We start from the raw sequence: 19,220 nt of genomic DNA on the forward strand, positions 1-19,220 counted from the left end.
AGTCAAGAAATGCCATTCATCGGAAGCGAGTACCGTCATCCCGACGAGGTAGGGACGGCGCAAGTCCAGCAAGAGACGCCGGGCGTGTGGGCGGTGGATTTCAGTGTCAACGAAACGGATGTTGAACTCTCTGTTTCCGGGATCAAGGCCGTTGACGCGGAGCATGCTGAACGCCTGGCCCGCGAGGTTCTGAATCCGCAGTTCACGTATCGCTGCACCGGCCTGGATCGGAAGCGCGACGACCGCGACTGAGCGGCAAGCCCACGGCGGCCGCATTAGAGAGGCTTTTGGTATGACATTCGACTATGCGCAGTCCGCCCGCCACGGAGGGGAAATGTTCAAGATTCAAAGTCGTCAAGTGAACGCGGCAGGCACGCGCCGCGAGTGGAAAGACTTGCGGCAAGCCACGCCGTTCCAAACCGAAGCCGCTGCGCAGGCGTACATTGAGCGTGTGTTTCTGGACGACCCACAGAGCGACTTGGACGCTGCGGACTTCCGTATTAGATCGACCGATTAACTGGTTTGTGCCGCCGCCCTCAAACGCCCCAGCAGCTCGCCGCGCTGGGGCGTTTTGCTATGTGCCGCCCGAGCTGGGCGACAACCGCATTCGCGCCGGCAGTGGTGTGCCTGGGCCCGTGGCCGTCGATGTCCTGATCCGGGATACGGGGGTCTCGCCCGCTAAGGCGGTCGAGAGGTCTACCGACCCGGCCCCTACCGGATCACCCGGCAGTCCCCCGGACTGCCGGGCAGGGGACATCATCGACGGGTTCGAGACCTGTCTTTCATCGACGGCCCCGTATGGCTTTGCAGAAAGGAGGTCGGCCGGCCGCGCCGATACTGTAATTCATATCGTCTATCACGCGCCCTACCTTATCTAAACAATCAATCACCCATAATATAGACGTTACGAGCTACGTAATGTAGAATGGTTTTCACGATAAGCGCACGGGAATGCTGAAAATGTCACGCAACACCGCTTACTTTGCACCGCTGGTTTGCCTTCCGACCGTCATTGTCGAGCCTGGCAACTACATCACCCGCTGCGGTGAAATTGTGTCGGTCAGCGTTGTGTCGTCGCGTCACGATTTCGGCTGCAAAGGCACGTATTCGAACGAGGTCCGCGAATCGTGGCACCGCACAGGCCGCCTCTTCGGCTCGCGCGAGACCGCAAACGACATCGTGCGAACCGCCTGACCCACCGCGTCAGGCTTGACATCCAATGACGAAGAGAGCAGCGATGAAATGGCAAATCGTTTTAACAGAGCTTGACTCGTGGACTCGCACAGTGACCTGCACTTACGACGACGAGGCAACAGCTTTGCGTGTTGCAGCAATGGCGAATGGCGGTGCGGCCCAAAGCGGGCAACGTCACTACTACGTCGTCGTTCCGGCGTAACTACCACGCCGCTACAGCGGTTAATCCCGACGGAGAACGACGATGGACATCTACCAAATCAGCAAAGCCGTAGCAGAGTTCCGCATCAATGTGGAAAACAGCATCACAATGGAAGAGCGCAAGCAATCGGTGCAATGGCTTGCAAACAAGATCGGTGTAGAAGCTGCAAACACGATTGCGGTGGAAGAGTTTGGCTTGAAGTCGGACTACTACCGCGCAGCCTAACAACACAGGCCCGCTACGGCGTGCGATGGCAAAGGGGAACGTTGATGGACAAAACTGAAAGCAGAATCGCTCGCCGCGTCGTGTCGGCGTTGCTGGCCGCAGGCTACGGTATCAGCATCGACGACGGCGAGGCCGAGACGCCTGTTCTTCACGAAGAACGCAAGATCATTCGCGAAATGAGCGCGACCTGTTCCGACCGCATCTATGTGTGGACTCGCGATAGCGTTGCGGATGCCGAGACTCGTCGCAATGGTTGGGTTCTGATGGTGTACGGCAACGGCATCGACGTGCTGACGGACTACACAACAAATCTCGAAGCGACGTTGAAGCCTGTCAACGACTGGATATACAGCGAGCTTGCGAAGTCAAAATAACCACCGCTCGCTATGGGCGGGCAATCACGAAAAGGAGGGACGATGAAGACTTGCTATTGGCGCGGCGACCTCGCGCGTTACACGGGCAAGACGATGACCCTACACGGCGGCCTGTTCTACGAAATCGAATTGCTCGAAGGCCACTTGAAAGGACAGATCAAGGTCACGCAGCGCGCGCCGACTTAACCACAATACCAACCTCGTCAGACGCCCCAGTAGCTCGCCGCGCTGGGGCGTTTTGCTTTCCGGCACGCGCGAGCTGGGCACGTCGGCCGGCGCGGCGCTCGCGCGCCGGCAGTGGTGTGCCTGGGCCCGTGGCCGTCGATGTCCTGATCCGGGATACGGGGGTCTCGCCCGCTAAGGCGGCCGAGAGGTCTACCGACCCGGCCCCCTACCGGATCACCCGGCAGTCCCCCGGACTGCCGGGCAGGGGACATCATCGACGGGTTCGAGACCTGTCTTACATCGACGGCCCCGTTTGGCTTTGCAGAAAGGAGGTCGGCCGGCCGCGCCGATACTGTAATTCATATCGTCTATCACGCGCCCTACCCTATCTAAACAATCAATCGCCTAACGTATAGACGCGATGAACTACTAGGAGTAGAATGGTTTTCATGGTGAACGGAGACGGGATCATGTCGGAATACAACGATGCCTACTATCCGAGTTGGCCGCGTTTCGTTAGCAAGGACGAGGCGGTGCGGTACGCAGAGAAGAATCACAAGCGGTTTGTGTACGAAGTTACCGCACCGTTGAGCACGTTCTATTTTGCTTGGAACGATCCGTCGTATGACCTCGATGTGGTTTATCAGGGCTGGTGAGGGATCAAGGCGCAGCATCAACGAAGCCGACCTTTCGGCCGCGTTGCAATCACATTTTTTGACGGAGGTTTCGATGAGTGCAATTTCGCTGAAGCAAATGGCAGAGGACAAGGAAAATCCTGCGGTCTCAAAGCTCACGGGTTTCTATGTGGACCCGCGCATTCTGGAGTTCGAGGAAGGTTTCAATCTCCGCATCGAGACGAAAGCGCTGCAAGCGTCGATTGATGCGCTCGAAATCGCCTACATCAATGGCGCGGTTTTCCCTCCCATTGACGTTAAGGTGGTGGACGGTCGTGTGATCCTGCGAGACGGCCATCGCAGAACGCGAGCGGTTTTGCAAGCCATCGCGAAGGGACACGATGCCCGCCGTATGGAGGCGCGCGAGTTCAAGGGCAACGATGCGGACAGCGTCCGTCACATGATGGGAACGGCGGACAGCCGGCAGCTTTCCACGCTGGAAAAAGGCATCGGCTATAAGCGTCTGCTGCGCATGGGCTGGACGAAGCAAGAAGTTTGCGCCGACCGGAACGTGTCGATTACTCACCTCGAACAAGCGCTGACGCTCGCGAACGCCAATTCGGACGTGCAGATACTCCTGGCGGATGAGCTGGTGTCGGTGAGCGCTGCGCTGGACGCGTTGCGCGAACACGGTGAAGACGCCGGCAAGGTGTTGCAGACGATGGTTGAGGATGCGCCTACGGAAGTCGCCGAAGACGGGCAGGAACGCCGCAAGAAGGTCACGAGGCGGGAGACCAACGCGGCCCGCAAGCCGGTAGTCAGTCGCGCACTTCCGCGCAAGCTGACCGACCGCTATGTAAGCAGTGTCGGCACACTGTTCGGCTCGATGACGGACGATTTCCGCGCCCGCATTGTGACGGCCACGGACGATGCGATGATTCCGGTCTCAGCTCGGCACCTGAAGGAGCTGCTTGCCGCTCACGCGGAGACCGTGGAGATTCGCGGTTCGGACACCAATGAAGGCGATCCGGTTCCCGATCCGCGTCAAGGCAACCTTTTGACCGCTTCGGCATGACGCCCTATTGCGCCGGCCGAAAGGTGTGACCGGCGCTCCCTTCAGCCTACGAGGGCTCTATGGTTCAGTTTGCAGAAATCATTCGCGCTGCGCGCCATCGCTATCTGGAAACGGGCGAAACGGCGGGCTATCAGGCTATCGGAGTCGGCATGTGCGAGGATGCTGCGCTCGATATTCTTGTGGGACTTGCGCCGGCCGACGAAGACGCGCAGACATGCCGCGACGATGATCCGTCATGGCTTGCCGGCCTATCCTTCGATTATGAACCGTTCGACAGTGATGCCTTGCTGTTTGGCGGCCCACGACTAAACTGACCGCATCATCCAGTCAAGCGAACAATCAAGGTGCAGCATGTCTTTATATCGGTGTGAGTCTTGCGGGTGCGTCGAGAATACGGCCACGGGCTTTTTTACGGCCGCGAAGACGAACGTTGGCCGGCCGACATACGCGGCAAGGCGTTGTGCTCTGCCTGCGGCCCTAGCACGGCACCGGATGGCACTGAAACTGGATATGGTAAGTGGCACGGCCTGTTTCCTCGTCGCAGCGCGAGCGGAATGCTGGTCGATCAAAACGGATGCCTCTGGCGGAAGGAAAGCAGTCTGCCAGCGTATGTGAGGATCGTTAGAACGGTGGAAGAGGATTGACATGAAACAACGCCGCGCAGCGCCCCGCAGCTAATCAGCTCCGGGGCTTTTTTATTTCCGCGTAATTCATACAGTCTATCGAAAGGCCGGGTAAATTAGAACGTTCAATCGCTACGATATAGACGCCGCGAATTACATCGGGTAAAATGTCTTTCATGATGATTTGAAACGAGGGCAGTACATCATGGAAAAAAAGAACTATCAGGTTGGCATCGACGTGAGCGTATATGACCCGGAAACGCTTTTTGTCGCCGCTCTTGACCACGCAATGCGGATCGACGGTCTCAGCAAAACCGCTGCGCTGGAAGAGCTGAAGCCGGGAGGCGAAATCGACCCGCGCGCCTGCCTCATTATGATCCTTGATCCGGGCTCTGTGCCTGGCTGCGGAATCAACGAATCGACCGCCCAGGAATACTGACTGCCATGAACGCCCCTACCCGCCCTCTCCCGCTGTCGTCGTTGTTGAATTTTATTCATCAGCACTTCACCGAAGCAGTCGCGCTGCCAAACGGCAAAATTCTTGCCCGTGAGGACTTCGCCGCACCCGCCGGCCTGCTCGAAGAGCAAGGCCATTACGGTCCCTACTGGACTGTGATCGAGCCCGAGCTTTCGGCCGTCCGCGACTGGCTCAACTACTGACTAGAGTCACCCAGCAACCAGTTTGGATTACACGATCCAGACTGGTTTATGTAATCCATAATCGTTCAGGGACATAGCATGCTGCAAGATCAACCGCTTCGCTTCAGAACGACAGCCTGGGAGCGCGCGAGGCGCACACGCTCGCCCAGCCGGCCGGATTTCGCTCGCTACCTTCGTCGGATCGCACGCCCAATGCAGATTTGCTATCAGCAACTCATGCAGGCGTACAACGGCGAGCCCGTTGGTGTCGAATGCCGAATGTTGGAGCGCGACGCTTGGGCCTTTGTTGTGCCTGAAATGTCGGGCTCGGAGCCGTGGCGAATCCAGCGATTTGATCTGGATGGGTTCGTTGGGCACGGGGCTTATGGCACTCTTGCCGAGGCAGTAGAGGGAATGTTGCAGGAGGGGTATCAAATCACCGATCCCGGCGCGCTCGACAGGGTAGCGGCATCAATCCGCTGGGCGGATGGCGTCAGGCGTGCGGCAATCATGCAGAAGCATCAGGAAGGGCTCATTACCTACGCTCAGATGATTGAGGAAATGACATCCGCCTCTTCGACCCTTTAGTCGGCACACGTTGCACGGACAACCGTTTGCTTTCTTCCACGCCCCAGCAGCTCGCCGCGACGGGGCGTTTTGCTATGGGCCGCGCGAGCTTGGGCCGCAACCGCTTGCACACGGCATCGCCGGGTTCGAGACCTGTCTTTCATCGACGGCCCCGTTTGGCTTTGCAGAAAAGAGGCCGGCCGCGCCGATACGGTAATTCATATCGTCTATTGCGCGCCCTACCCGATCTAAACAATCAATCACCTAACGTATAGACGGCACGAACTACGGCGCGTAGAATAGATGTCATGATGATCGAAAGGAGAAGCCGATGAAGACATCTACTGGTATGGCCCGAGCGCAGTTGCGGGAGTTGTTCAAGTCACGTCGCGTCATGGCGGCAGATCGGAAGAACCGTAACAATCCCCTTGGGCTCAGGGTGGCCGCGCTGAATGCTCAATACGAGTGCGACCAACGCATCAAGTGTGAGCTGGCTGCGGGTGCGCGGCATCGGGTTTCGTGCGAGGGGGTGCGAAGTGCATGAGTGGGATGAAGTAGCCGAGGCTATGTTGCCGAACTTCCTGCGCTGGATCGGCGAGCGCGGGAAGCTCCGCACGCCGGCCGCTGCGAGCGAATACGTGCGTGAGCAAATGCCAGACGAGGGCATGGTGCTGCGCGACAACGTTGCGGATTCGCTCTACCGGATTTCTGGCCGGATCAACCAGGACTAAACCAAGTGTTGCCGTGCGAGCATGGAAAGGGGTTGCAATGAGTGAAGCAGCGTGGGCGCTACTCTGTGCCCGTATCGACTTGGCCGTGTCGAAAAATGATGGTCACGTAGAGCGGGCCAAGGCGGCGATGGAATACGCGAAGGCGCTTGCGTCCAGGCTGTTGTCGCCCTCGGCCTACTCCTACTAACTATCCGCCGCTCTGAGTTTGAACGCCCCAGCAGCTTGCCGCGCTGGGGCGTTTTGCTATGGGGCTCGCGCACGGGCGAGCGGGCCGGATAGCCGGCGCGATGGCGTCACTTCGTGGCGGAGAAATGGGGATGCGGTTATCCACCGCCCGCCTGCGGCGGCCCGTGGATAACCGCACCGCGCCCCTGCCTCTTGCGGGCCGGGCGCTTCCCCATTTTGCGGCGGCCGGCAATCCGGCAAGCCCAGCTCGCGCGGATGCGCGAGATACCGTCAGCGGCCGGTTCCCGGCCGGAATGTGGTTTTACGGGCCGACGCTTGCGCGCCGGCAGTGGTGTGCCTGGGCCCGTGGCCGTCGATGTCCTGATCCGGGATACGGGGGTCTCGCCCGCTAAGGCGGCCGAGAGGTCTACCGACCCGGCCCCCTACCGGATCACCCGGCAGTCCCCCGGACTGCCGGGCAGGGGACATCATCGACGGGTTCGAGACCTGTCTTACATCGACGGCCCCGTTTGGCTTTGCAGGAAGGAGGTCGGCCGGCCGCGCCGATACTGTAATTCATATCGTCTATCACGCGCCCTACCCTATCTAAACAATCAATCGCCTAACGTATAGACAGAACGAATTACGAAGCGTACAATGGTTTTCATGGTGATCGGGAGTTGAGCGATGAAAAAGACGGGGCGTTTTCTGGTTGTAGGCGTGGACGATTCGCAGAATTTCTGCCAATGCTGCGGCCGAACCGGCCTGAAACGTGTCGCATGGATTCGCGATACGGAGACCGATGAAGTCAAGCACTTCGGCATGAATTGCGCAACGGCTCCCGCCAAGGCGTTCGGGGTCGCGCACGAAATTCGGCTGGCCCTTCGTGCGTTCGAGAACGCCCAGGCGATTCGTGCAGCTCGCGCGAGCCGCACCTACCGCGCAGCCGGCGGCGAATACACGAAGGTCGGCCCGACTCAATGGCAGGTTGCAGACCGCAACCTTTGGGCAAAGTGCTTTGCCGCCGCGTAACGGAAAAGGAGAACGACAGTGAACATCGTTGCTCGTGCTATGCAGCTCGATCTGTTGATTGAGACCAACGAGGTAATCATCACGGCTGAAGCGGGGGACGGAATCCGCCTCACGACCTACCGTGGCAAACACAACCGTAGTGCGATTCTGTCGTTTCTCGAATTCGCAGGAAGGAAGGCGCGCGCCATCGTCTATAGCCACGAAGAGAAGGCCGGCCCTGTCGGCATTGACATTGCATCGGGCGAATCGCTCGCATGGCTCGCCGCCGACAAGTGACAGGTATCAACATTATCAACCGATGGGAGGCGAAGTGAAAAACGTTTCGTTCAAAGTGGTTTCGAGACTGGCATCTTTTCCGGTCCACTACGCTGTAATGTACACCGCTTTTTTCGGCGCACTCGTGGGTTTCGTTGGCTGCGGATACGAAGCGTATATGCGTAACGAGCTTCTGATGTCGGGTGGTCCGGCCGCGCTTGATGCATACCTGAACGCACCCGTGAATGTTCAGGATAGCTTGCTCGCATTCATGTTTGCGTCAGTTTCAGGTCAGGTGCCTGCGTTTAACGCCGTCTGGATCGGCGTGTGTGCATGGATCATGTTTGCACTGGCACCGGCAGTCGGATTTGCGATTCTTGGTGCGCGGCTCGTGGTCGCTCGCTCGTTCTTCCTCGTTCGTGCTGAAGGGTGACGCTATGTGCAGCCGTACTCATGCTCTCAATGCCCGCGTGCAGTGGGCTCTTTACACAGTCGCGCTAGTTGCGGGCGATCAACTGGCGGCAGAATGCCGGCGCGTTGAGGCGAACTGGCACGCACAAAACAGCGGCGACGCATCGGCGCGAGCGAACGACAATTCGCTTCCCTGCCTGCTATCGGACGTGCCTGCGTTGGCCGAGGTCTGGCAACACGCGTATGCAGAGAAGATGGAGCAGATTTGCAGGCTTCGCACGCCGGACGGAATCCGGCAGTGGATCGCGGAAATCGCTGATGCCGCGAACAAGGGATGCGGTTTGGTGTACGAGCTTTTCGCGTCCAATTTTTCTGCGGCAGTGGACCGGAACATCGGGACCATCGAGCCGGAATATCGCGAACAGGCGATGCAGATTGCCCGTGAGCACGGTTACATGACGCCGGAAGAATCAGACGCAATGTGGGCCGAAATGCGATCCGATGGCTATTGCAGTCATGGCTTGGACGCGCAGACATGCCCGTGCGGTTGCTTTGAGCACGATGACGGCTACTATGACGAACCGATGCAGGACCTGGCGGAATTGGGTTACGGCGACGAATGATGCCGGATGACTGACGCCGGTCGAACGCCCCAGCAGCTTGCCGCGCTGGGGCGTTTTGCTATGGGGCTCGCGCACGGGCGAGCGGGCCGGATAGCCGGCGCGATGGCGTCACTTCGTGGCGGGGAAATGGGGATGCGGTTATCCACCGCCCGCCTGCGGCGGCCCGTGGATAACCGCACCGCGCCCCTGCCTCTTGCGGGCCGGGCGCTTCCCCATTTTGCGGCGGCCGGCAATCCGGCAAGCCCAGCTCGCGCGGATGCGCGAGATACCGTCAGCGGCCGGTTCCCGGCCGGAATGTGGTTTTACGGGCCGACGCTTGCGCGCCGGCAGTGGTGTGCCTGGGCCCGTGGCCGTCGATGTCCTGATCCGGGATACGGGGGTCTCGCCCGCTAAGGCGGCCGAGAGGTCTACCGACCCGGCCCCCTACCGGATCACCCGGCAGTCCCCCGGACTGCCGGGCAGGGGACATCATCGACGGGTTCGAGACCTGTCTTACATCGACGGCCCCGTTTGGCTTTGCAGGAAGGAGGTCGGCCGGCCGCGCCGATACTGTAATTCATATCGTCTATCACGCGCCCTACCCTATCTAAACAATCAATCGCCCAACGTATAGACAGAACGAATTACGAAGCGTACAATGGTTTTCATGGTGATCGGAAACGACGCCATAGGCAAACAGACCCTCACGGAGATAGAAAATGCGCCTTGCTTCCTCGTTCAGCCACACTGCCCCGGTTCTGCGTTCGAATACGCCCCTGTCTGACGACCAAATCATGGCCGTCGCACCGTCGATCTTCGCGACCGACAAGCACGAAAGCCGTTCGGATCGTTACACCTACATTCCGACGAGCACCGTCCTTAAAGGACTGCGCGAAAATGGTTTTCAGCCGTTCATGGTTGCGCAAACCCGCGTGCGTGACCAGGGCAAGAAGGAACACACAAAGCACCTGATTCGCCTGCGCCACGCGGATCAGGTTGTGGGCAAGACCGAAGCGAATGAAATTATTCTGCTGAACTCGCACGATGTATGCGCAAGCCAAGAGCGATTTCCCGATACTCTCAGGTTGCTTTAAAACGGCCATCAACACGAACACGGCACGAGGATCTCGGCGATGACGGCAAGACGAACCACCATCCGGCAACTGGCACTGACCGAGGTCGCTAACCGCGACACTCCAGGTGCGGCGGCGATCAGCATCACCATGCCCAAGGGCGGCACCATCTATCACACGGTCCCGCTCGCAGACCCCGACACCGGCAAGCGGCGCGACGCCCGTCCGCGGTGGATCGCAGGTAGCTTCCCTCTCTTTCCCGTTGTCCGGCTCGCGGACGGTGCGCCGTGGGCTGAGGCGAACCTCTGGCTCATCGATATGATGGAGTCGAAGTCCTCGCCCAACATGCTGACGTTCGCCAGCATCGCTGACGACCTGGTGGCATTCCGTCGTTACCTGGATGACGAAGGCGTCGACTGGCTGACGTTCCCCGCGAACAAGCGGCAACGCCCAACCTACCGCTACAGCGCCTCGATCAGGCTGGCCGTGCAGGCTGGCGAACTTTCTCCGGGTGTTGCCAGGCGCCGTATGGGCGCCGTGGTGCGCTTCTATCGCTGGCTCATGGCAGAAGCGGGCTTCAAGCCTGCGAACGCGCCGTGGGTCGAATCTGGCCGTTTCATCGAGTTCAGGGACCAGAAGGGCTTCAGCAGCACGATCGAGGTCAAGACCACCGACCTGTCGATCAGTGGCCGGCGCGCAGATGACCCGTGGGACGATCACATCCAGGACGGCGGTCGCCTGCGCCCGCTCCCCTCATCCGAGCAGTCGGTGCTGCTCGAATCGTTAGCCACTCTCGGCAATTCCGAGATGACGCTCGTTCATCTGTTCGCGCTGTTGACTGGCGCTCGCATCCAGACGGTACTGACCGTGCGTGCGAAACACGTAATGCGCAAGCCGGGCGAGTTTCACGGCGGCGACATACGTCTCGCCTGCGGGCCAGGTACAGGTATCGACACGAAGGGCGATGTCAAGGGCGTGTTGCACCTGCCGCGCGGTTTCTACGAGCGGCTCTACATCTATGTGCACAGCGATCGAGCTCGCAAGCGTCGCCAACTGGCAGACGGCGGCGATCACTTCGACCAGCCGCTCTTTCTAAGCCATCGCGGTGCGCCGCTCTACGAGGACCGCGGGTCGCGTGGCCCGCTCAGCACCGGCCCGCAGGTGCGCCGCCATGTCAAGACCGGGCAGGCCGTTCGCCAGTTCATCAGGGACGAACTGTTGCCCATGATGCGCGTGCAGCTCGGCAACCCCAGGTATGAGTTCAGCTACCACGACCTGCGAGCGACCTTTGGGCTCAATACGGTCGACGCGATGACAGCGAGCAAGACGAGCTACACGCGGGCGCTCGATCAGTTGCGACAGTTGATGTGGCACGTACAACCATCTACGACCGAGCGCTACCTCGCTTACCGCGAGAATCGTAAGCTGTTCGATGCTGTTCAGGATGGCTGGGGTGCGCACCTGTCGACGCTGGTCACACGCACCCTCGACACTGCGGTGACAGTATGAACCGCCTTTACGACGAAGTGCACATGCCGCTCGCGGAGGGCACAATGCTGCTGCACCCCGAGCGAGCGCTGCTCAAGTGGGAAGGCATGAGCAGCCGTTCCGATATCGGGCAGATCTGCTACCTGAGGCGTGACACGTCAAGCTCGCACCGCGCGCGACGAACTTTCGATATCCTGAGCTTCAGCATCGAACGCGTCAGGGTCGTACGCCTGCTGGTGACGCAGCTTTCCGGGCGTATGGCCCTTGGCGCGATGCGTCCGGCAACGATCTCGATAGCGCTGCGCGTCGTGCTTGATTTCGTCAATTGGGCCGACAGACAGGGCTTGCATCAGGTGCTTTGTGACGAGAAGGCTACGGCGGAGGCAGTTCATCGCTACTTCCGCGAGAAACGCGAACAGGTTTCGCTGGGCAATCTGAACCGCAATTCCGTCGGCCACGATCAGCGTAATCTGTTGTCGATGCTCCGTGAGTTTTTCGGAAACGACGACTTCTGCACCGACGCGAGGGTGCTGCGCCGCCAACTGGATGCCTCTGTGCCGACTGCTGTGCCTGACACCGAGGCACAAGCCGCCCTGCTCGCGTGGGCTGACGCGCTCTTCACCGGCATCAGCACCCTGGTGCTCGACTTCAAGTCGTACCCGGTGCGCGTAAGCACGGCGCGTGGCGAGAGTCTTTGCCTAGTTCCGCACAGACACCACCGTCGTGAAGACGACAACTTGCACGGCCACCTGCTTGGCTGGAACCTGGAGACCGGGGAGCTGCGCACGCGGGAAGAAATCGCGACGCACATGGCTGCGGCAGGCGCTAAAGATCCTCGTGCGCGTGCGTGGATGATCGCCTCGTTTGCGGCTAAACATCTTAGGGCTGCGAACGAGGATGCGCAATCAGCGATCCGTCGCTCGCACGCTTCAATGGCGACCCTTTGCTTCGCCGCGCTGTTCCTGGCCGAAACGGGCGTCAACCTCGCGCAACTGCTGGCCATGAAGTGGAGCCCGGAGCTTGTCGCGAGCCTGCAGGATACGTCAGTTGTACGTCAGACGTTTCGCGAGATCAAGTACCGTGCAGGCGGGAAGGGGGTGACGTTCACCGTCTCGCTGGGCTTCATGCCGAAGCTCAAGACGTATCTGGCGTTGCGAGAGTATCTGGTGCAGAACGCGGACTGCGACGCGTTGTTCATTCTAGCCGGGCATTACGCAAAGCGACGACGGCCAATGGGTCTCCCAACTCAATTTCTGGCTCAGCTTTACAGTCGACTCGATACGCTCGGGATCGTGCTACCGCGCATTACCGCACGTCAGTGGCGTGCGGCGAAGCAGGATTGGGCGGTGAGCAACCACGACCCTGTCGTCGCAGCCAGACTGATGGGCCACTCCTTGGCCACGGCGCTGCGCTCATACTCGAACGGCACAGACGCCGCGCACAAGGCCGAGATGGGCGCGTTCCTCGCTTCGGTCGAGAAGACCGTGCTGAAGCCCGGCAACGACCCGGCGGGCAGCATCAGGAGCGCGGTGGGCGTCTGCATCGAGTTCCACAAACCTGCGCCGATCGCAGCTTCAGTCACCGTACAGCCTGACTGCCGCTCGACCGAAGGATGTCTCTTCTGCGACCAGTACCGCGTGCACGCCGACGCCGCCGACATCCGCAAGCTGCTGGGCTGCCGTCACTGCGTCAGGCTCGTGAGCGGGCGTGCTGACTCGATCGAGCAGTACGACACATCGTTCGGCGCCGTGCTGCGGCGCGTTGACTTCCTGCTGGATGAGCTGCGCAAGCGCGACGCCGCGCTGGTCGATCAGATCGAGCACGACGTTGATATCGAAGGGAATCTGGACGCGTTCTGGTCGGCCAAGCTCGACCAGCTTTACGAACTGGGAGTGGCATGAACAACACGCTGATCACGCCGATCGCAGAGCGCCCCGACTGGTATCGGATCGAGGATGATACGGTCGTCACGCGCGACAAGGCTGGGAATGCCGTTTCGCTGTTTGGTGACGACGCCTGGGACATCGGCGCATACGCGATTGGGCCGCGCAGCACCGGCCTCCATTTTAGGGGCCACCTGCCTGACGGCGTGACCCGTGCTCTTTCAGAGGCGACCACGCGTCAGTGGAAGCAGATCATGTACTTTCTGATGCATGAAGCAACCGATATGGTACCGGCGTCCAGTACGCTTCAGGCTCGTTCGGTTTATCTGAGGGAATTCGCATTCTTTGCCGCCGAACGGCAGCTTACGCTCTACGAGGGGCTGTCCAATGTCCCCATTGTTCTGGACTATGTGGCACAAGCGGGGATGGAAAGGAAGGCCCAACGCCTTCATTCAATTCTGGTGCAGCTTCACCGTCTGGGCGTCGGGACCACCGGACTGTGTGTGCCGCTGGCCCAACTACATAAGCCTCTGCTCGATCGCTTCGCGCAACGCGCTGAATACGCACAATACCCTGTCATCCCGACGCGGATCTATCAGCACTTCCTGTCGACCTGTGAGCATGACCTCGGCGTCGCTGAGGACGTCGCTGACATCCTGTCGGATTACCTCGCACGCGTGTACGCCGGCGAGAATCCAGACGTCTCTGCAGCGGTCGCAACGAATGCTGTGCACTTCGGGTGCAAAGACTCCCCTTACGTCGTGTCGTCGCTTGTGGCGTCGATCCGCGCGCTATGCCAGCTTGTCATCCTGGCATTCACCGGCATGCGCGCGAGGGAAGCGGAGAACCTGCCGTACGACTGCCTGAGCGAGACCCGTCTGGATGGCGTGACGCACTACACCATCGAGGGCGTCACAACCAAGCTGTCGGGTGGTCGTCCCAGGCGCGCGCGCTGGGTGACCAGCCCGCTCGCCGCTCGTGCCGTCCGGCTTGCGCAGCGGCTGTCGGGCGAGGCTCACCGTGCGCACGGCGCACCGAGCTACGCCGAATCAACGGACGGGTCACACCTGCTGTTCTGCCGGATGGGTCTGCGTTATGGGTACGTGGCAAACCGTGGGGCGAGTACCCTGCATCTCGATGTCGAAGCGTTTCGTGAGCGCGTCTTCCCGACGATCACGGTCGAGGACATTGCCGAACTGAAGCGTGTCGACATGCACCGCGCGTGGGAAGACGAACCGAAGTACGCGCCCGGGCAGCAGTGGCCGTTCACGCGCCACCAGCTTCGCCGGACCCTGGCCCTCTACGCGCATCGGAGCGGACTCGTGACACTGCCGACGCTCAAGCGTCAGTTGCAGCACATCACGCAGGAAATGAGCATGTACTACGCCCGCGGCTCGGCGTTCGCGAAGGGCTTCATCGACATCGACAGGACCCACTTCGCGAAGGAATGGGTTGAGACACAGAGCCTGTCCGAATACCTTGCATACGCCCAGCAGGTGCTGTTCTCCGACGAGCGGCTGTTCGGCGGGCACGCAGCGTGGACGCAGAGCCGTGCCGTGCAGGCCTCGCCCGTGTCGGTTTATTCGCGCGACCAGACGGTGAGGATGTTCAGGAAGGGCGAGCTGGCGTACCGCGAGACGGTGCTGGGCGGCTGTGCCAGCATCGAACCGTGCAAGTCGACACCGCTCGACTGGATGCGTCTGGATTGTCTTGAGTCGAACTGCCGTAACCTCGTGGTCGTGCCGTCGAAGCTTCAGCGCGTGATCAAGGCGCAGCAGGTTACGGTCGGGAAGCTGCGCGCTGTCGACGATGCGAGCGTCGAATATCGTATCGAGGTCCGGACGCTGCAACGACTGCTTGATGCGCAGGAGAGACTGATCAAACCGGAGGTAACATGAGCGAAACGATGGCCGACTACTACGCCGCCCTTGAGCGGCTGAAGAAGCGCAAGGGTGCGCGTATCAACAACGACACTGTGGCGATCGAGGCTGGCCGCAAGAAGGGCTGCATCAAGAAGTCACGCCCGCAGTTCGCTGAACTGATCGAAGCGATCGACGCGGCCAACGCCGTAGCCGAGCGACCTAAGCTTGAACTGAACGATCGTCTGAACCGCGCGAAAGGCGACGCAAAGGATTTGCAGGCACAGCTTGACGAGTCGCTGGCCCGGGAGCTCGCACTACTGCGACAGGTATTCAGCCTGCGCAAAGAACTGGCCGCGCTGCGTGGCGGTAGCGTCCTGCCCTTGCATTCGAGCTAGATTGAGATGGACACTCCGACGGCCATTCTGTCCACTTTTACCATCCAATCAGATGGACACCTGGCCGACAGTTGACTCCGGTATTTTCAAGGCCACAGCGGATGTCCATTGTTTTTCTCTTGCGCGTAACGATGGGTCGAGCAGCTATCAGATGCTTGCGGGTCAGTTCCGCTTTATCTGCCTCAATGGCATGGTATGCGGCGACACCATGAGCGAAATCCGCATCCCGCACAAGGGCAACATTGTTGATAACGTCCTGCAAGGTGCGTTCGACGTGCTGGACGGCTTCGACCTCATCCGCGACGTGACCGAGGAAATGAAGGGCACGACGATGCGCACGGAAGAACAGGAGATTTTGGCCCGCGCCGCGCTGCAACTGAAGTATGAGCCGACCGCCGAAAAGCCCGCGCCGGTAACGGAAACCGATGTTTTGCAGGCTCGCCGCTTCGAGGACCGCAAGGACGATCTTTGGACGACCTTTAACCGCTTGCAAGAAAACCTCGTGCAGCGTGGCGGCCTGCGTGCCCGCACTGCATCGGGCCGCACGACCCGCACGCGGCCGGTTGAAGGCATCGACCAGAATATCAAGCTCAACCGCGCACTCTGGACGCTTGCCGAAGGAATGATGGCACTCAAGAAGGGCTGACAAGAGCGAGGTACGGGCCGGGAAACCGGCCCGGTCGGATCGGAGCTGGAAATGACGGGACAAGAACAGAAGGTTATCGACTCTCTCAGGGCCAAGGGATTCGCGGTCGTGCTCTGGACGCCGACCGAGCTGCACGGCCTTGACCCCAAACGGATAGAAAATATCGGTGTCGATTGCATGGGGCATGCGATCGCAGAGCTTGCGGACAACGTGACCGAGGACAATGCGCATGGATGCGAAGAACGCGCCTGAAGAAAGCGGCAGCGGCAGCGCATGGACGCCGAGCGGCGAATACTCATGGAACCATGCCGCCGGCTGGACGATTACGCGCTACAGCGTTCGTGGAGTGCGTACCTATCTGCTTTGGGACAAGGAAGGGAAGAAGTACGGCCCCTTCCTGAGTGCAAAAGATGCTCAGGCGGAATTTGATCGGCGGGCACCGGCCGCGACCATCGAGCCGGCCGCGAACGAAACCGCAAGCGAGGACAGCAATGACCAGTGAAGCGCCGACCCCCGAAGCCGTCGACAGTTTCCGCTCAAAGCTTCGTGCGGGGGATATGGTCGGCGCATTCTGGACAATCAAGCAATTGCGACCGGAAGACGCGGCAATGATGATGCTGCGGGCCGGCTTTGGCGTCGCATACGATCACAAGCGCAACATCAAGCACTTTTGGACCCGCACACAGGCGGACATTGTGGAAGCCTGCCGGCGGAATACGGACGGTTACGGCCTGCGTGGAAAGGATGTGTGACGCGGACAACCGGCCGCCCAGGAGCAACGCCCCAGCAGCTCGCCGCGCCGGGGCGTTTGCTATGGGGCTCGCGCACGGGCGAGCGGGCCGGATAGCCGGCGCGATGGCGTCACTTCGTGGCGGGGAAATGGGGATGCGGTTATCCACCGCCCGCCTGCGGCGGCCCGTGGATAACCGCACCGCGCCCCTGCCTCTTGCGGGCCGGGCGCTTCCCCATTTTGCGGCGGCCGGCAATCCGGCAAGCCCAGCTCGCGCGGATGCGCGAGATACCGTCAGCGGCCGGTTCCCGGCCGGAATGTGGTTTTACGGGCCGACGCTTGCGCGCCGGCAGTGGTGTGCCTGGGCCCGTGGCCGTCGATGTCCTGATCCGGGATACGGGGGTCTCGCCCGCTAAGGCGGCCGAGAGGTCTACCGACCCGGCCCCCTACCGGATCACCCGGCAGTCCCCCGGACTGCCGGGCAGGGGACATCATCGACGGGTTCGAGACCTGTCTTACATCGACGGCCCCGTTTGGCTTTGCAGGAAGGAGGTCGGCCGGCCGCGCCGATACTGTAATTCATATCGTCTATCACGCGCCCTACCCTATCTAAACAATCAATCGCCTAACGTATAGACAGAACGAATTACGAAGCGTACAATGGTTTTCATGGTGATCGAGATTGATCGCTGGGAAAATACCTGGAGCCAGATATGTCCGCTTACGTTGTTTCCGACCTGCACATCAACACTCTCGTTTCGTGGGCTGCGAAGCATGACGTTGTGCTGTACTCGCCCGAGCGTATCAGCATGAAGGCGGAACCCGAGCGCATCGCCGGGTTGCTTTACACGGCGAATGTTGAATCGGTCAACAGCCGTTATTCAGAGGATGAAATCTCCGATGACTTCCGGTTCGAGCGTGTGCGTACCTTGCCGGAACCGCTGACCATCATCAAGCTCTGTCACTGCATCGAATACCAGTCCAACGAGGTTTCCGACTACGAGAAGACCGTCGGCGCGGCCATCCTTCGGACAATCGAAAACGCGGCTATTCGTGCGCTTCCCGGATACGATGACGCCCCCTGGGGTATCTGACGCAACGGGCCGTGATGAACGCGGCCCACTATCAAGCGAGGTGCAGCTATGGCAACCATCAAGGTAGAAAGCATCGAGAGCGCTATTAATGTGTGGCGCGCGAAGTCGCCAGCGAGCGGCGACGAGCTTGCACTATGTCACCAGGCGCGCACGCTCGCGGACATCTACGCTCTGATGATTATTCGCCGTCTTTCCGAGATTGACTCGGAGAGTCTTACCACAGAGCAACAGGCCGCATACGACGCAGCATTTATCAGCTAACGAATCGGAGAACGCAACATGCAAATCGCCTGCAATGTCATTCACCAGACGATCCGAAGCCAGGACCGCAAGGGACGCGCGTACACCATGAACCTGACTCATTACGTCGAGTGTGGGACCGGTCGAATCGTCAGGACGCGAAGCCACCAGATCACGCCCGAGCGCATCGCCATGCAACGGGTTAAGCGTGATCCCGTGCAGCGGGTGAAGCGGGAAGCGGCACAATCGGCCCAGCCTTCCATGCGCGGTTTTGTACGTCGTGCGCTGGGGCAGTTCTTCGACGTTCGCAGCCTTTGAGTTTTCCTGAAATGAGTTAGGAATACATATAGACGTAATTAGCATTGTCTATCATGACAGGGTGACGTTTAGAACATTCAATCACCTATTCTATAGACCTAGCGAATTACGTTTGATATGATGTAGGTGTGGTGATCGAGGGATAACCGGGGGCAAAAAATGAGCAGCGCGAACGTTATCAGCATGGTTCAATACGCGAAAATCGGAGTCCCGTCGACGCGCGGCCAAGCCGCTTCGCCGGCCGCAGCTCAGGTTATTTCTCTCGCATCGCAAGCGCCCGCGTATGTTCAGGCCGGCTACAGCGAAGATGGCCCGGAGGACATCCAGTTCGTTCCCGGTAGTGAGCGCAGACCCGCGCATCTATCGCACGTTTTTCATCAGGCCGACCAGCTTCCGATGCTTGGCGCAACGCCGCTCGGCGATGCCGCATTGGAGGGGATTTACCGGCTGCTTTCCGGTCGCAAGACGAAGACCGCGCCGGCGCGGTCTATGGCCGACGTGTGGCGCGAGCAAGCCAAGTAAAGAGCGGCCAGCAGGCGGCCAACGAAATTTGACGGGGGATCGAATGAAAGCAGTTAAGAGCGCATTCGCATCGCGCTGGAACGATGTGTTTCTGT

28 protein-coding genes and 2 pseudogenes are annotated in these 19,220 nt (G+C 60.1%); all 30 read left to right on the forward strand.

The window, feature by feature from the left end:
* Nucleotides 1–9 precede the first annotated feature (9 nt).
* The 30 genes and pseudogenes from BPHYT_RS36105 to BPHYT_RS36250 all read left to right on the forward strand — a co-directional run bounded on the left by BPHYT_RS36105 (nt 10) and on the right by BPHYT_RS36250 (nt 19,125).
* A complete protein-coding gene (locus BPHYT_RS36105; RefSeq protein ID WP_148225225.1) occupies nt 10–252 on the forward strand; it encodes a hypothetical protein in 243 nt (80 codons plus the stop codon).
* A gap of 40 nt (nt 253–292) precedes the next feature.
* Nucleotides 293–517 (forward strand): hypothetical protein, encoded by a 225-nt coding sequence (locus tag BPHYT_RS36110; protein WP_012430963.1) that lies wholly within the window; start codon nt 293–295, stop codon nt 515–517.
* 443 nt (nt 518–960) lie between these two features.
* Nucleotides 961–1,194, forward strand: a complete 234-nt coding sequence (locus tag BPHYT_RS36120) for a hypothetical protein (protein WP_012430964.1) — start codon at nt 961–963, stop codon at nt 1,192–1,194.
* 244 nt (nt 1,195–1,438) lie between these two features.
* Complete coding sequence (locus tag BPHYT_RS36125) at nt 1,439–1,621, forward strand: hypothetical protein (RefSeq protein ID WP_012430965.1); 183 nt, start codon at nt 1,439–1,441, stop codon at nt 1,619–1,621.
* Between the two features lie 44 nt (nt 1,622–1,665).
* A complete protein-coding gene (locus BPHYT_RS36130) occupies nt 1,666–1,995 on the forward strand; it encodes a hypothetical protein (protein ID WP_012430966.1) in 330 nt (109 codons plus the stop codon).
* Between the two features lie 42 nt (nt 1,996–2,037).
* Nucleotides 2,038–2,181, forward strand: coding sequence for a hypothetical protein (locus tag BPHYT_RS38900; protein ID WP_012430967.1), 144 nt, complete (start codon nt 2,038–2,040; stop codon nt 2,179–2,181).
* Nucleotides 2,182–2,630: 449 nt separating this feature from the next.
* The gene (locus BPHYT_RS36135; RefSeq protein WP_148225226.1) at nt 2,631–2,816 is read left to right on the forward strand and encodes a hypothetical protein; all 186 of its coding nucleotides are present in this window, start codon (nt 2,631–2,633) and stop codon (nt 2,814–2,816) included.
* Nucleotides 2,785–3,849 (forward strand): hypothetical protein, encoded by a 1,065-nt coding sequence (locus BPHYT_RS36845; RefSeq protein ID WP_148225227.1) that lies wholly within the window; start codon nt 2,785–2,787, stop codon nt 3,847–3,849. The genes BPHYT_RS36135 and BPHYT_RS36845 overlap by 32 nt, the downstream gene beginning before the upstream one ends.
* Nucleotides 3,850–3,908: 59 nt before the next feature.
* Complete coding sequence (locus BPHYT_RS36145) at nt 3,909–4,163, forward strand: hypothetical protein (protein WP_012430970.1); 255 nt, start codon at nt 3,909–3,911, stop codon at nt 4,161–4,163.
* 514 nt (nt 4,164–4,677) lie between these two features.
* Entirely contained in the window at nt 4,678–4,911 is a 234-nt protein-coding gene (locus tag BPHYT_RS36150; protein ID WP_012430971.1) for a hypothetical protein, read from the forward strand.
* Nucleotides 4,912–4,916: 5 nt separating this feature from the next.
* Nucleotides 4,917–5,132, forward strand: a complete 216-nt coding sequence (locus BPHYT_RS36155; RefSeq protein ID WP_012430972.1) for a hypothetical protein — start codon at nt 4,917–4,919, stop codon at nt 5,130–5,132.
* A gap of 78 nt (nt 5,133–5,210) precedes the next feature.
* Nucleotides 5,211–5,699: a hypothetical protein gene (locus tag BPHYT_RS36160; protein ID WP_012430973.1), complete on the forward strand. Its 489-nt coding sequence runs from the start codon at nt 5,211–5,213 to the stop codon at nt 5,697–5,699.
* A 545-nt stretch (nt 5,700–6,244) separates the two neighbouring features.
* The gene (locus BPHYT_RS38905; protein WP_167315805.1) at nt 6,245–6,409 is read left to right on the forward strand and encodes a hypothetical protein; all 165 of its coding nucleotides are present in this window, start codon (nt 6,245–6,247) and stop codon (nt 6,407–6,409) included.
* 852 nt (nt 6,410–7,261) lie between these two features.
* The gene (locus tag BPHYT_RS36170; RefSeq protein ID WP_012430977.1) at nt 7,262–7,606 is read left to right on the forward strand and encodes a hypothetical protein; all 345 of its coding nucleotides are present in this window, start codon (nt 7,262–7,264) and stop codon (nt 7,604–7,606) included.
* A gap of 18 nt (nt 7,607–7,624) precedes the next feature.
* Nucleotides 7,625–7,882, forward strand: a complete 258-nt coding sequence (locus tag BPHYT_RS36175; protein WP_012430978.1) for a hypothetical protein — start codon at nt 7,625–7,627, stop codon at nt 7,880–7,882.
* Nucleotides 7,883–7,916: 34 nt separating this feature from the next.
* A complete protein-coding gene (locus BPHYT_RS36180) occupies nt 7,917–8,294 on the forward strand; it encodes a hypothetical protein (protein ID WP_012430979.1) in 378 nt (125 codons plus the stop codon).
* A gap of 4 nt (nt 8,295–8,298) precedes the next feature.
* A complete protein-coding gene (locus tag BPHYT_RS37815; protein ID WP_012430980.1) occupies nt 8,299–8,895 on the forward strand; it encodes a hypothetical protein in 597 nt (198 codons plus the stop codon).
* 698 nt (nt 8,896–9,593) lie between these two features.
* Nucleotides 9,594–9,965, forward strand: a pseudogene (locus BPHYT_RS36190) (DUF932 domain-containing protein); the annotation flags it as partial.
* A 42-nt stretch (nt 9,966–10,007) separates the two neighbouring features.
* Nucleotides 10,008–11,456, forward strand: coding sequence for a site-specific integrase (locus tag BPHYT_RS36195; RefSeq protein ID WP_012428288.1), 1,449 nt, complete (start codon nt 10,008–10,010; stop codon nt 11,454–11,456).
* Nucleotides 11,457–11,500: 44 nt separating this feature from the next.
* On the forward strand, nt 11,501–13,336 hold the full coding sequence (locus BPHYT_RS39395; protein WP_238535612.1) for an integrase: 1,836 nt from the start codon (nt 11,501–11,503) through the stop codon (nt 13,334–13,336).
* On the forward strand, nt 13,333–15,216 hold the full coding sequence (locus tag BPHYT_RS36205; RefSeq protein WP_012428290.1) for an integrase: 1,884 nt from the start codon (nt 13,333–13,335) through the stop codon (nt 15,214–15,216). Before BPHYT_RS39395 ends, BPHYT_RS36205 begins: the two co-directional genes overlap by 4 nt.
* Nucleotides 15,213–15,575 carry a hypothetical protein gene (locus BPHYT_RS36210; protein WP_012428291.1) on the forward strand — a complete coding sequence of 121 codons (363 nt, stop codon included), beginning with the start codon at nt 15,213–15,215 and terminating at the stop codon, nt 15,573–15,575. The genes BPHYT_RS36205 and BPHYT_RS36210 overlap by 4 nt, the downstream gene beginning before the upstream one ends.
* A 118-nt stretch (nt 15,576–15,693) precedes the next feature.
* Nucleotides 15,694–16,221: pseudogene (locus tag BPHYT_RS36215) on the forward strand (DUF932 domain-containing protein); the annotation flags it as partial.
* Between the two features lie 51 nt (nt 16,222–16,272).
* Nucleotides 16,273–16,473: a hypothetical protein gene (locus tag BPHYT_RS36220; RefSeq protein ID WP_012430983.1), complete on the forward strand. Its 201-nt coding sequence runs from the start codon at nt 16,273–16,275 to the stop codon at nt 16,471–16,473.
* Nucleotides 16,451–16,723: a hypothetical protein gene (locus tag BPHYT_RS36225; RefSeq protein ID WP_012430984.1), complete on the forward strand. Its 273-nt coding sequence runs from the start codon at nt 16,451–16,453 to the stop codon at nt 16,721–16,723. Before BPHYT_RS36220 ends, BPHYT_RS36225 begins: the two co-directional genes overlap by 23 nt.
* Nucleotides 16,713–16,973: a hypothetical protein gene (locus BPHYT_RS36230; RefSeq protein ID WP_012430985.1), complete on the forward strand. Its 261-nt coding sequence runs from the start codon at nt 16,713–16,715 to the stop codon at nt 16,971–16,973. Before BPHYT_RS36225 ends, BPHYT_RS36230 begins: the two co-directional genes overlap by 11 nt.
* A 691-nt stretch (nt 16,974–17,664) precedes the next feature.
* Entirely contained in the window at nt 17,665–18,045 is a 381-nt protein-coding gene (locus BPHYT_RS36235) for a hypothetical protein (protein WP_012430986.1), read from the forward strand.
* Between the two features lie 48 nt (nt 18,046–18,093).
* Nucleotides 18,094–18,306 carry a DUF3717 domain-containing protein gene (locus BPHYT_RS36240; protein ID WP_012430987.1) on the forward strand — a complete coding sequence of 71 codons (213 nt, stop codon included), beginning with the start codon at nt 18,094–18,096 and terminating at the stop codon, nt 18,304–18,306.
* 18 nt (nt 18,307–18,324) lie between these two features.
* The gene (locus tag BPHYT_RS36245; RefSeq protein ID WP_012430988.1) at nt 18,325–18,603 is read left to right on the forward strand and encodes a hypothetical protein; all 279 of its coding nucleotides are present in this window, start codon (nt 18,325–18,327) and stop codon (nt 18,601–18,603) included.
* A 159-nt stretch (nt 18,604–18,762) separates the two neighbouring features.
* Nucleotides 18,763–19,125, forward strand: coding sequence for a hypothetical protein (locus BPHYT_RS36250; protein WP_012430989.1), 363 nt, complete (start codon nt 18,763–18,765; stop codon nt 19,123–19,125).
* The last annotated feature ends 95 nt before the right edge of the window (nt 19,126–19,220 follow it).

This window comes from Paraburkholderia phytofirmans PsJN (assembly GCF_000020125.1).
Classification (GTDB): domain Bacteria; phylum Pseudomonadota; class Gammaproteobacteria; order Burkholderiales; family Burkholderiaceae; genus Paraburkholderia; species Paraburkholderia phytofirmans.